Origin of the sequence: Marinomonas phaeophyticola (genome assembly GCF_026966905.1) — a bacterium.
GTDB lineage: Bacteria > Pseudomonadota > Gammaproteobacteria > Pseudomonadales > Marinomonadaceae > Marinomonas > Marinomonas phaeophyticola.
The window spans coordinates 91,581-104,653 of sequence record NZ_JAPUBN010000021.1 but is presented as its reverse complement, the minus strand read 5'-3'; the positions used below and the strand labels follow the sequence as shown (position 1 = coordinate 104,653).

Here is a 13,073-nt window from a genome sequence, read left to right as displayed (position 1 = left end):
CAACTCAGAAGTCAGCAATTATACATCAAGCAATAGACGTGCAGGATCTTCTAAAAGCTCTTTCACTGTTACCAAGAACTGTACGGCTTCTTTACCATCAATCATACGGTGGTCATAAGACAAAGCTAGGTACATCATTGGCTGAATAACCACTTGGCCATTAACTGCCATAGGACGCTCTTGGATCTTGTGCATACCAAGAATCGCCGTTTGAGGTGGATTCAAAATCGGAGTAGACAGTAATGAACCAAAAGTACCGCCATTAGTAATAGTGAATGTACCGCCTTGCATATCATCAAGACCAAGCTTGCCATCACGACCACGCAATGCGAAGTCCATGATAGTACTTTCAATATCCGCTAGCCCCATCGAATCTGTGTTACGAAGCACTGGAACCATTAAGCCTCGGCTTGTAGAAACTGCGACACCAATATCTTGGTATCCATGGTAAACCATGTCGTTACCATCAATAGATGCATTCACGGCAGGGAAACGTTTAAGCGCCTCTGTACAAGCTTTCACAAAGAAAGACATGAAACCCAATTTAGTACCATCGTGCTTCTTCAGGAAAAGCTCTTTATACTTAGCACGCAACTCCATGATAGGACCCATGTTCACTTCATTGTATGTAGTTAACATGGCGGCAGTCTGTTGAGCTTCCACTAAGCGACGAGCAATAGTTGCACGCAAACGAGTCATTGGTACGCGTTTTTCTACACGTCCATCTGTATTTGCGATAGGCGCTGGCACTGCTGCTTTCGCTACAGGTGCTGCCACCGCTGGTTGCGAGGCTTTTTGTTTCAATGCCGCATCAACGTCTTCTTTAGTAATACGGCCGCCCTTACCAGTGCCCTTAACTTGAGCAACTGTTAGACCCGCTTCAGCCAAAGCCTTACGAGCAGCAGGACCTGCTACACCATCTGCCGAATCACTATCATCTGTATTAGCTACCGGAGCAACTGTCGCAGGTGCTGCTGCATTAGTAGCGCCTACAAGGAATGCCGCTAGTACTTGGTCACTCATAACTGTGTCACCTTCATTAGCAACAAGTTCACCAAGAACACCCGCTGCCGGAGCAACAACTTCTAATACAACTTTATCTGTTTCGATATCAACTAGATGCTCATCTCGCTCACACGCTTCACCTGGTTTTTTGTACCAAGTTGCAACCGTTCCATCAGCAACAGACTCAGGGAAAGTTGGTGCTTTAATATCAACGGTTTCTGATGCGTTAGAAGCGGCTGGCGCACTTGCTTCAGCAGGCGTTGCAGCAGCTTTTTCTGCAGGGGCCGACGTCGCAGCAGCGCCACCTTCAGAAAACATAGCTAAAACTTCATTACTTAAAACAACATCACCTTCATTTTTTAGAATATCTTGAAGAACACCATCTGCAGGCGCAACAACTTCAAGAACAACTTTATCTGTTTCAATATCAACAATGTGTTCGTCACGAGTACAAGACTCGCCAGCTTTTTTATACCAAGTAGCAACGGTACCGTCAGCTACTGACTCTGGAAAAACGGGTGCTTTAATTTCAATGCTCATTTGATACCCTTATCTTTTTGATAGGCTATTTTACTAATCAAACGAATAACTAACCAACTAAGGCGTCATTCACTAATGCTTCTTGTTCTTCAACGTGTATAGACATATAACCCGCCGCTGGCGCTGCAGACGAGATACGTCCTGCAAAACGAATTTTCAGCTGAGGATATAGTTCTTCTAATATACGATTCATACGATGGCGATTTGCATGCCAAGCCCCTTGGTTTTTAGGCTCTTCTTGACACCATACAAGCGTTTCCACTTCTGTATACGGTGCAAGTACTTCTCTAAAGTCCTCATATGGGAATGGGTACAATTGCTCCAATCTAATCACAGCAATGTCGTCTTTTTCCAAGGCTTCACGACGATTAATTAAGTCGTAATATATTTTACCGCTACAGATCACTAAGCGCTTCACATTTTTAGGCACTATATTTTCTGACGTCTCAGGTAATACATTCTGGAAACTACCTTCAGACAAATCTTCTAAAGTAGACGTAGCTTGCTTATGTCTCAACAAACTCTTAGGAGACATAATGATCAATGGACGTCTTAAAGGACGAATCGCTTGGCGACGAAGTATGTGATAAATCTGTGCAGGTGTTGTTGGCACACACACTTGAATATTATACTCGGCACACAATTGTAAGAAGCGTTCTAAACGTGCAGAAGAATGCTCTGGTCCTTGACCTTCATAACCATGAGGTAACAGCATGGTTAAACCACATAGTCTGCCCCACTTATGCTCTCCACTTGTAATGAACTGATCTATTACAACCTGAGCACCGTTAGCAAAGTCACCAAATTGTGCTTCCCAAATAATCAAGCCTTTAGGCGCTGTTGTCGAGTAACCATACTCAAACGCTAAAACCGCTTCTTCAGACAAATATGAATCGAATAAATCCATTTGAGGTTGACCTTCAAACAGGTTCTTTAATGGCGTATAACTATTGCCATCTTTCTGATTGTGAATCACCGCATGCCTGTGAGAAAAAGTACCACGACCAGAATCTTGACCCGTAATACGAATCGGATAACCCTGCTCTAACAAAGTCGCAAACGCTAATGTTTCTGCATAACCCCAATTTAGAGGTAATGCACCGGCACTCATTTTATCTCTGTCTTCGTATATTTTTTGCACTTGTCTTTGAACAACAATACCATCAGGAATGGATGTTAACTTACGAGCAACCTCTTGAAGCTTAGCAAGTGGATACGTTGTATCTGCACCGGCATCCCATTCAATATTCAGGTAAGGAGTCCAATCAACAAAGGAGCCTGTTTGAGACTCAAGAACAAGGCTTTTAACGGTATGTTTACCATCATCAAGGTCTTGGCGATTTTCATCTACCATTTTATCTGCAACAGATTTATCAATAACGCCTTTATTAACAAGTAAATCAGCATACTGTGTACGTGTTGTTTTTAACTTGTTAATCACAGAATACATCAATGGTTGAGTACCAGATGGCTCATCTGTTTCATTATGACCACGACGACGATAACAAACCATATCGATGACAACATCACGACCAAACTCATAACGATAATCTAACGCCAATTGAGTCACAAAAAGAACCGCTTCTGGATCATCACCATTCACGTGAAAGATCGGAGCCTGTACCATTTTTGCAATATCAGTACAGTATTCAGTAGAACGACTGTCTTCTTGACGGTTTGTTGTAAAACCAACTTGGTTATTGATAACAATATGGATGGTTCCGCCTGTTTTATAGGCGCGAGTTTGAGACATCTGAAAGGTTTCCATCACGACACCTTGACCAGCAAATGCTGCATCGCCATGAATCGAGATCGGAACCACCTTTTTGCCCTGAGGATCGGCTCTACGATCTTGTCTTGCGCGAACAGAACCTTCAACCACAGGAGAAACGATCTCTAAGTGGGATGGATTAAAAGATAGAGCAATATGAACTTCTCCACCTTCCGTCATCACATTAGATGAGAAGCCTTGATGATACTTAACATCACCTGAGGTATTAACTAATTTCTTACCTTCAAACTCATCAAATAAGTCTTTCGGGTTTTTACCCAAGGTGTTTACCAAAACATTTAAGCGACCACGGTGAGCCATACCTATCACAACTTCTTTGGCACCCAAGGATCCTGAGCGCTGAATCAGTTCATTCATCATTGGTATTAGACTTTCAGCACCTTCCAAGCCAAAACGCTTAGCACCAGGATATCGACTCGCCAAATATTTTTCTAACCCTTCAGCAGCCGTTAAACGCTCTAACAAACTAGTACGTGTATCAGATTCAAAGTCTGGATGAGACTTAACCGACTCAATACGTTGTTGAAGCCAGCGTTTTTCTTGAGTATCAACAATGTGCATATACTCATAACCAACGCTATCACAGTAGGTTTTATTTAAATCGGCAATAATATCGCTAAGCTTCATCGTTTCTTTATTAAAAAATAAAGACCCGGTATTAAACTCAGTGTCTAAATCTGCGCCTGTAAGCTGATGATAACCTAATTCTAAATCAGACACTTTATGTCTAACTTGTAGGCCTAACGGATCAAGACTAGCGTGCTGATGCCCACGTACTCGATACGCATTAATCAACTGCAAAACTTTAATTTGCTTTTGTTCATGATCAGAACCAACATTTGCAGCTGATACCTGAAAACGATTTTGATTTTTACTTAACTGTAGAAATTGTTCTTGGATTACCGAATGAGGGACATCTGTTGAATATTCCTCACTTACTCGTGGTAATTGATCAAAACATTTACGCCATTCTTCCGAAACCGAGTTCGGATCAACGAGGTAACTTTCAAATAAACCCTCCACATACTCCAAGTTTCCACCTGAAAAATGCGAGGTGCTCCATAGCAACTCCATTAAACTTTCGTGCATTCTCGATCACCCTTATGTTCGAGCCAGCTACCATTATTGGCGCCATCAATCTTTTAATTCGTTGACTTATTTCGGCCCAAATTGGCCACTAAAGCCTAGAATTATGTAGTACAACAACTCGCCCTGCATGAGTTAATACTAAAATAACTATATATTACTTTAACAGCTTCACTAATAAAGCCATTAGAAAATACACCCACTTCCATATAATTGGTTGAAACAGTTAGTTTTTCTTTGTGCATCCAAACGACATGAGGTCGATTCTTAATTCTTTTCAAATAATAAAATGGCGATATTGGGAAAGCCAATATCGCCTAGAAGACGGCTAATAATTTCTATTTAACACAGACTTCATACACATGGCTCTTAAGTCGCTCTTTGCAATAGCATTGTACGAATGTTGCCAATTGCTTTTGTAGGATTTAAACCTTTAGGGCAAACATTGACACAATTCATAATACCATGGCAACGGAACACACTGAATGGATCATCTAGATCAGACAAACGTTCTTGTGTTGCCGTATCACGACTATCGATTAAGAAACGATAGGCTTGCAATAGACCTGACGGCCCAACAAATTTATCAGGGTTCCACCAAAATGATGGGCAAGCAGTAGAACAACAAGCACAAAGAATACACTCATACAAACCATCAAGCTTTTCTCGCTCTTCTGGTGATTGTAGTCGCTCAATGGCTGGAGCTGGAGATTCATTGATCAAATACGGACGAATTTTTTCATACTGTTTGTAGAATTGCCCCATATCAACAACTAAATCACGCACTACAGGTAAACCCGGCAGAGGGCGTAAAATAAGCTTATCATCTTTAGCTGCAGCTGAAACTGGTGTTATACAGGCTAAGCCATTCTTGCCATTCATATTCATACCGTCTGAACCACACACACCTTCACGGCATGAACGACGATAAGAAATAGATGAATCCTGTTCTTTCAATAACTGTAACACATCCAAAACCATCAAATCTTTACCTGCTGGCAAATCGATTTGATAATCCTTCATGTATGGAGCGTCATCTACTTCAGGATTATAACGATAAATACTAACTAACATTTAAACTACACTCCTTAGTAAGAACGAATTTTGGGTGGGAATGCTTCTACCGTTTTAGGGGCGAAGTTAACATCACGTTTCGTTACTTTTTTATCTGCTGGGTGGAAAAGAGAGTGCTTCAACCAGTTTTCATCATCACGCTCAGTATAGTCATTACGTGCATGTGCACCACGACTTTCTTTACGGAATTCGGCTGGAATAGCCGTAGCTTCAGCAACTTCTAACAAGTTTTCAAGCTCTAGGGCTTCAATACGCGCGGTATTAAACGCTTGACTCTTATCTTCTAAATGCAAGTTCTCAACACGTTTACGAATCTCTTTCAATTGTGTCAGACCCGTTTGCATTGCTTCACCATCGCGGAACACACCGAAATAAAGCTGCATGGTTTTTTGAAGATCTGCTCGAACGGCGGCAACACTTTCACCTGATGTAGAGTTATTTAAGCGATTCAAACGAGCCATTGCTTTTTCAATATTAGTCTCATCCGCATCAAGGGAATCAAAACCTTCATCAAGAGATTTTTTAACTTGTAAACCTACCGCACGACCAAACACAACCAAATCTAACAATGAATTACCGCCTAAGCGGTTAGCACCATGAACAGAAACGCAAGCAGCTTCGCCACAGGCGTACAATCCATCAACAATACTTTCATTGCCTTCACCATCTACCATAAGAGCTTGCCCACCAACATTAGTTGGTGTTCCACCCATCATGTAATGGCATGTAGGAATAACTGGAATAGGCTCTTTAACTGGATCTACGTGAGCAAAGGTACGAGATAACTCTAGGATACCAGGTAAACGTTTATTCAACGTTTCTTCACCAAGGTGATCTAACTTAAGCAATACATGATCGCCGTCTGGACCACAGCCACGACCTTCAAGGATTTCTAAAATCATGGAACGAGCAACAACATCACGGCCAGCCAAATCTTTAGCATTAGGAGCATAACGTTCCATGAAACGTTCGCCGTCTTTATTAATTAAATAACCACCTTCACCACGACATCCTTCTGTTACCAAGGTGCCTGCACCGTAGATACCTGTCGGGTGGAATTGCCACATTTCCATGTCTTGCATAGGAAATCCAGCTCGTAACGCCATACCAACACCATCACCCGTGTTAATGTGTGCATTGGTAGTCGATTGATAAATACGACCAGCTCCACCTGTTGCTAAAACAGTTGCTTTCGCTTTTAGATAAACGGTCTCTCCCGTTTCGATACAAATAGCAATCACACCAACAACGGCATTTTCGTTGTTTTTAACTAGGTCAACGGCATACCATTCATTAAAGAAAGTCGTTCCACCTTTCAAGTTACCTTGATAAAGCGTATGCAAAAGAGCATGACCTGTACGGTCAGCCGCTGCACAGGTACGCGCTGCCTGACCACCTTTACCATAATCTTTAGACTGACCACCGAATGGACGCTGATAAATACGGCCATTTTCAGTACGAGAAAATGGTAGTCCCATGTGCTCTAGCTCAAAAACAGCCTGAGGCCCTACAGAACACATGTATTCAATTGCATCTTGATCACCGATATAGTCCGACCCTTTTACAGTGTCGTACATATGCCAGCGCCAATCATCATTTGGATCATCACTTGCAATCGCACAAGTAATACCACCTTGCGCCGATACTGTATGAGAACGAGTTGGAAAAACCTTAGTTACACAAGCGGTATTCAAACCTGATTCGGTTAATTGTAACGCAGCGCGCATACCTGCACCGCCGCCACCGATAACAATGGCATCAAAAGAAATTGTACGAATATTTGCCATTACTTATAGCCCCCAAAGAACCTGAATTCCCCATGCAACATAGACAAACATAACTAAGCCACATACGGATTGAAAAAAGAAACGCACACCAGTTGCTTTTATATAGTCTGTGGAAACTGACCAAAGGCCAATCCAAGAGTGCACGCCTATTGAAAGTAGTGTGAGTAAGCTAAAGATCCTTACCCATGTGGTTTCAAACAAACCACTCCACTGATCGTAAGTAAGGTCAGGATTAAAGACCAAATAACCTAGGATAAACAATGTGTATAGAGAGAGAACAAGAGCAGATATACGCTGCATCATCCAATCATAAAGGCCGGAACGACCAAAGCTGGTTATCTGAGTTACCATATCCACACTCCTACTAATAGAATTAAAATTCCAGCTATTACAAGGTTTGCTTTAGCGGCAGCTTGCCCACTTTCAAGTTCCTCGAAATAACCTAAATCCATAAACAAATGTTTAACGCCAGCAACTAGATGATACATCAGAGCAGATACAGTTCCCCAGATAATAAACTTAGCTAAAAAACTTGTTTGCAATGTGTTGACGACTTGATCAAAACCTTCTTGAGAATCCAAAGAAACATCAAACGCATAAAACAAGAATGCTAATCCGATAAAGAGGATGATTCCTGTTACACGATGAAGGATAGATACAATTGCGGTTACGGGCATTGATATTGTAGCAATATCAAGATTGACTGGTCTTTTTTTATTCACGACTCTATACACCATTTTTAAGTTGATTGAAGGGTCAATCACGACCTATTTCAGTTACAGAACAGACTCACACTACTCTATTTTTAGGTCCACTAAAAAAATCCCATCGATTTAAAGACGTTAGCTAAAGATGACTCACCATACACCTTTAACTTAAAACACCTACAAATCAATGAAATCCTTACGGGGTAATTATAAACCAGCAGTTTTTACTAAGACAAATACACAAAACACCCTCTTTACAATGATCAGCATTCACGACATGAATGTAGCCATAAAGACAAACAATAATGGTATAAAACAACATAAAAAAAATAGACCCAATAAAAAAATAAAACCTTTTAAATCAACAAGATAATCAAAACAAACAGAATAAAAGCGGTTACAAGCTAGAATAAATATGTAATTATAAACATAAATTTTATGTAAATTTCTTTCATCAACGAACTTTGATAGATTGACATTTATATCCCACAAACAGTATTTTTTCCGCACCTTCTGGGTCCACTATGCCAATATAAGGCATTTTAAGCCCCGGACCAGAACTCAAAGGAGACCAAAATGGCTGATAAAAAAGCACGACTGACGATAGATGGCATTGATAAGACAATCGAGTTACCCGTATTAAGTGGCACTCTTGGAACAGACGTAATTGATGTTCGTTCATTAGGTTCAAACGGCATTTTCACTTATGACCCTGGTTTTATGTCTACTGGTTCTTGTGAATCAGCCATCACCTATATTGATGGCGACGCAGGCATACTGCTTCACAGAGGCTACCCTATAGCCCAACTTGCCGAACACTCTGATTATTTAGAAACCTGTTATCTACTTCTTCATGGAGAATTACCTACTCCTGAAGAAAAAGAGACCTTTGTTAAAACAGTTTCAAACCACACCATGGTTAACCAATCAATGTATAAGTTCATTGAAGGTTTCCGAAATGATGCGCATCCAATGGCGATAATGTGTGGTTTAGTCGGTGCACTATCGGCCTTCTACCAAGATCACATGGATATTACTAAACCAGAGCATCGCGAGATCGCGGCAGTTCGCTTAATATCAAAAATGCCTACTTTGGCCGCCACATGTTATAAGTATTCGAAAGAACAGCCTGTAATGTATCCTCGTAATGAGCTATCCTACTCTGAAAACTTCCTACACATGATGTTTGCCACTCCCTGCGAAGAATATGTGGTTAATCCTGTATTCGCTAAAGCAATGGATCGAATTTTCATTTTGCACGCTGATCATGAGCAGAACGCCTCTACATCAACCGTTCGACTTGCCGGATCATCTGGAGCAAATCCATTCGCTTGTATCGCAGCAGGTATCGCGACACTTTGGGGTCCCGCTCATGGCGGCGCTAATGAAGCAGTATTAACCATGCTTGAGGAAATTGGTGACGAATCTAATATTGATGAATTTATTGCGAAAGCAAAAGATAAAAATGACCCATTTAGGTTGATGGGATTTGGTCATCGTGTGTACAAAAACTTTGATCCTAGAGCAAAAGTCATGCGTGAAACATGCGACGAGGTATTGTCAGAGCTAGGTCTATCTAATGACCCACTACTGAAAATAGCAAAACGCTTGGAACAAATCGCTCTAGAAGACCCTTACTTCATTGAAAGAAAATTATACCCAAATGTTGATTTCTATTCAGGCATCATTATGAAAGCGATCGGTATTCCAACAAGTATGTTCACTGTAATTTTCGCGATGTCCCGAACCATCGGCTGGATCTCTCATTGGAATGAAATGATAACGGGGCCATACAAGATCGGTCGTCCACGCCAACTATATGTTGGTGTTCCAGAAAGAGATTACCCCGAAGCTAAATAAAGTTGTTACAGATATAAAAAAACCGCCTCTATAGCGGTTTTTTTATATCTAAGAGTCAAGAGGGGGATTTGCTATTCCTCATCCCCCTCTTGAATTTCTGTGATAACTTCCGTCTTGCATACCTTACATTTACCCGCTATCCAGTGTCGAGAGTCTGAGTAATATTCTTTTGGATCCTCCATACCTAGATCCATCTCCTGACAATCATTACACCAAGTCATTGCAAGAAAATCATTTTGCTCTTCTTCTGTGCGGTTATAAAAGTCTAATTCGCGACAGACTTCCTCTTTTACTAATGTCATATCTATTTTCCTTTAAATTCATAAGATAATGATATATTCGCATTTGGATCGAGTGCACTTAAAGGGTTCTCAGTAAGAACGGTATTAAGTGCTATAGAATCTTTCAATTTCTTAACACCGCCATCAGATTGAATAATATAAACGACTTCCCCATCTTTTAACGAGGCTAAATGCCACTTCCTAACCAAAGTAATTGAATCTAGGTAGTTTTGAACTTTTTGCATTTTATCGTATGTATCAATACCGACTAAGCGCATTTTTAGACTGAACTCTTCATCTGCCCCTCTTACCGCGGCATAACGCTCTGACAACAATTGAGAGAGCTCATTATTAATTACCAATGCGACATTAGCGTTATTTGCAATATCAAAACTAAGAGGGATAATCTCTCCTGAAGGAAAATACACTCTTATATCGACCGATTGCTTGTTTGATACATGACTTACTCTCACAACACTAAAAAGATCCGTTTGATAACGCTTACTTGCTTGCGCTACCTCTTCTTCAAAGAACCCCCAAAGCGCAGAAATGGAAACCGCGTTGACATCAACTTCATCTAGAATAGGTGCATAAATAGGCAAGCCATTATCGGCCGCATGAGTTGCAACAGCAGACAACAAAGCTGAAGGAGAGTTCACCCCAGACAAATTCCTACCTCTTCCGTTATCTTCCAGTAACCACACAAGGACAGAGGGGCGATTATTTCCCCAAATAGCAATTTTCCTATCAATTAAAAACAAATTAATGGATTGCTCATAAAAAGTGACAACTACTTTTTTTGAACTGACCATTTCGCCATTAAATTGCACCAATTGATCCGATGATAAAATGGAATGTTGAGCAACCCAAGCAGGCGCACTCTTCAAATCATTATCTTTAATCGTGGTATTAATTAAATCTGGGCGACCAGACACTTTAATCAGCACATTTTTTGCCGCTTGTTTAAACGCTGCACCCAAAAGTTGACCTTCCGTTAAATTGCTCGGCAAAATAATTTCGGCCCTATACAGACCGGTTATCGTGTCAGCAAAACTGATAGGCATCCAAAAAACACAAAACATAAGGATTAAAATACGATTTTTCATAGCTCTCCCTTTAAATATTTACATATTCTACTGTGTAACGGGCAAAGAACCATAGCCCTATTGAAACTCTATGTTAAAATGCGGTTTTAAATCCCCACATCATGATAAGGCATAGGCAATGACCAAATCGGATAAAGCATCGATTAGTTATAAAGACGCAGGCGTCGATATTAACGCAGGCAACCAACTAGTAGAACGAATTAAAGGTGTTAGCAAAAAAACCCGTCGTCCAGAAGTCATGGGCGGATTAGGTGGCTTTGGCGCTTTAACACGCCTACCAACAAAATATAAAAATCCCATTCTTGTTTCTGGTACTGATGGCGTTGGCACTAAATTACGTCTGGCTATGGACATAAACAAGCATGACACTATTGGTATTGATTTGGTTGCCATGTGCGTCAACGATTTAGTTGTTGCAGGTGCTGAACCGTTATTATTTCTTGACTACTATGCGACAGGTAAGCTGGATATTGATGTTGCCGCTAATGTTGTTACAGGTATTGGAGAAGGTTGTCTACAAGCGGGATGTGCATTAGTTGGTGGTGAAACCGCTGAAATGCCCGGTATGTACCATGATGGCGACTACGACTTAGCTGGCTTTTGCGTCGGTGTTGTTGAAGAAGAGAAAATCATTGACGGCTCTAAAGTAAAAGCGGGTGATACTCTGATCGCTTTAGGTTCTTCTGGACCTCATTCTAATGGTTACTCCTTAATTCGAAAAATCATTGAAGTATCAAAAGCGGATCTATCTCAGAACATCGCAGGAGTCAAACTTCAAGACGCATTAATGGAACCAACGAAAATATACGTTAAATCCATTTTAAAACTGATGGAAACAATGGATGTAAATGCTCTTGCACATATCACAGGTGGCGGCCTTTTAGAAAATATCCCTCGCGTTCTACCTGAAGATGCGGCCGCTTATATTGATGCCGATTCTTGGGTTCGCCCTGAGGTCTTTAATTGGCTTCAAGAACAAGGCAATGTTGAACAAGAAGAAATGTATCGAGTATTAAACTGTGGCGTAGGCATGGTATTGTGCATTGATTCAGAGAAAGCGCAACAAGCCTTAGATATCTTGCAAGCTGAAGGGGAGAATGCGTGGATAATTGGAGATATCCGTTCTCGCACAACGGATCAGGAAGTTTATATTTCTGATTTAGAGGCCGGTGCATGAGTCTATCCGTTGTTGTCTTAATATCAGGCAGCGGCAGCAACCTCCAAGCTTTGATAGATCAAAGCTTGGAGGGTAAACTTGATATCAAGATAAATGCTGTCATTAGCAATAACGCCAATGCATTTGGTCTAGAACGTGCGTCAAAAGCGGGGATTCCGGCTATTTCGATCAATCATAAAGATTTTGCTTCTCGTGAAGAGTTTGATGCCCAACTTCAACTTGAAATAGACACTCATCAAGCCGATTTGGTTATACTAGCTGGTTTTATGAGAATTCTAACAGAGGGCTTTACTCGTCATTATGATGGTAAAATGCTGAATATTCACCCTTCGCTATTACCTAAATATAAAGGGCTCAATACTCATCAGAGAGCCATTGATGCAGGAGACAAAGAACACGGCGTAAGTGTACACTTTGTTACCGCTGAACTGGATGCTGGCGCTATCGTCTTGCAAGCCGCTACAGAAATAGAGGCAAATGACAATGCAGAGACTTTGGCAAAAAAAGTGCATGCCTTAGAGCATAAAATTTATCCATTAGCCGTAAAATGGTTTTCTGAAAAAAGACTTGCCTATAAATCAGGAAAGGTTATGCTCGATTCTGAGCTTTTGCCTGATACTGGAATAAGGTATCAACACGATATTCACTAATTTAAGGA

Annotated in this window: 11 protein-coding genes; 3 read left to right on the top strand and 8 right to left on the bottom strand. The window is 40.9% G+C overall.

What is annotated here, in order from left to right; genetic code table 11:
• Positions 1 to 18: 18 nt before the first annotated feature.
• The 6 genes from odhB to sdhC all read right to left on the bottom strand — a co-directional run bounded on the left by odhB (position 19) and on the right by sdhC (position 8,006).
• On the bottom strand, positions 19 to 1,545 hold the full coding sequence (gene odhB, locus O1D97_RS17870; protein WP_269127540.1) for a 2-oxoglutarate dehydrogenase complex dihydrolipoyllysine-residue succinyltransferase: 1,527 nt from the start codon (positions 1,543 to 1,545) through the stop codon (positions 19 to 21).
• A 49-nt stretch (positions 1,546 to 1,594) separates the two neighbouring features.
• The gene (locus O1D97_RS17865) at positions 1,595 to 4,426 is read right to left on the bottom strand and encodes a 2-oxoglutarate dehydrogenase E1 component (RefSeq protein ID WP_269127539.1); all 2,832 of its coding nucleotides are present in this window, start codon (positions 4,424 to 4,426) and stop codon (positions 1,595 to 1,597) included.
• Positions 4,427 to 4,792: 366 nt separating this feature from the next.
• Entirely contained in the window at positions 4,793 to 5,497 is a 705-nt protein-coding gene (locus O1D97_RS17860; RefSeq protein ID WP_269127538.1) for a succinate dehydrogenase iron-sulfur subunit, read from the bottom strand.
• Positions 5,498 to 5,511: 14 nt separating this feature from the next.
• Positions 5,512 to 7,284, bottom strand: coding sequence for a succinate dehydrogenase flavoprotein subunit (gene sdhA, locus O1D97_RS17855; protein WP_269127537.1), 1,773 nt, complete (start codon positions 7,282 to 7,284; stop codon positions 5,512 to 5,514).
• 3 nt (positions 7,285 to 7,287) lie between these two features.
• Complete coding sequence (gene sdhD / locus O1D97_RS17850) at positions 7,288 to 7,635, bottom strand: succinate dehydrogenase, hydrophobic membrane anchor protein (protein ID WP_269127535.1); 348 nt, start codon at positions 7,633 to 7,635, stop codon at positions 7,288 to 7,290.
• A complete protein-coding gene (gene sdhC, locus O1D97_RS17845) occupies positions 7,629 to 8,006 on the bottom strand; it encodes a succinate dehydrogenase, cytochrome b556 subunit (RefSeq protein WP_269127534.1) in 378 nt (125 codons plus the stop codon). The genes sdhD and sdhC overlap by 7 nt, the downstream gene beginning before the upstream one ends.
• 561 nt (positions 8,007 to 8,567) lie before the next feature.
• On the opposite strand from sdhC, the gene gltA reads away from it, so the two are divergent.
• The gene (gene gltA / locus O1D97_RS17840) at positions 8,568 to 9,851 is read left to right on the top strand and encodes a citrate synthase (RefSeq protein ID WP_269127533.1); all 1,284 of its coding nucleotides are present in this window, start codon (positions 8,568 to 8,570) and stop codon (positions 9,849 to 9,851) included.
• A gap of 71 nt (positions 9,852 to 9,922) precedes the next feature.
• On the opposite strand, the gene O1D97_RS17835 is transcribed toward gltA, so the two are convergent.
• Together O1D97_RS17835 and O1D97_RS17830 are read right to left on the bottom strand one after the other, a co-directional pair.
• Positions 9,923 to 10,153, bottom strand: coding sequence for a hypothetical protein (locus O1D97_RS17835; RefSeq protein WP_269127532.1), 231 nt, complete (start codon positions 10,151 to 10,153; stop codon positions 9,923 to 9,925).
• Between the two features lie 2 nt (positions 10,154 to 10,155).
• Positions 10,156 to 11,238 carry a DUF2066 domain-containing protein gene (locus tag O1D97_RS17830; protein WP_269127530.1) on the bottom strand — a complete coding sequence of 361 codons (1,083 nt, stop codon included), beginning with the start codon at positions 11,236 to 11,238 and terminating at the stop codon, positions 10,156 to 10,158.
• Positions 11,239 to 11,356: 118 nt separating this feature from the next.
• Here O1D97_RS17830 and purM point away from each other — a divergent pair, with 118 nt between their 5' ends.
• Together purM and purN are read left to right on the top strand one after the other, a co-directional pair.
• Positions 11,357 to 12,415 (top strand): phosphoribosylformylglycinamidine cyclo-ligase, encoded by a 1,059-nt coding sequence (gene purM / locus O1D97_RS17825; RefSeq protein WP_269127529.1) that lies wholly within the window; start codon positions 11,357 to 11,359, stop codon positions 12,413 to 12,415.
• Complete coding sequence (gene purN, locus O1D97_RS17820; protein WP_269127528.1) at positions 12,412 to 13,065, top strand: phosphoribosylglycinamide formyltransferase; 654 nt, start codon at positions 12,412 to 12,414, stop codon at positions 13,063 to 13,065. Before purM ends, purN begins: the two co-directional genes overlap by 4 nt.
• Positions 13,066 to 13,073: the final 8 nt, after the last annotated feature.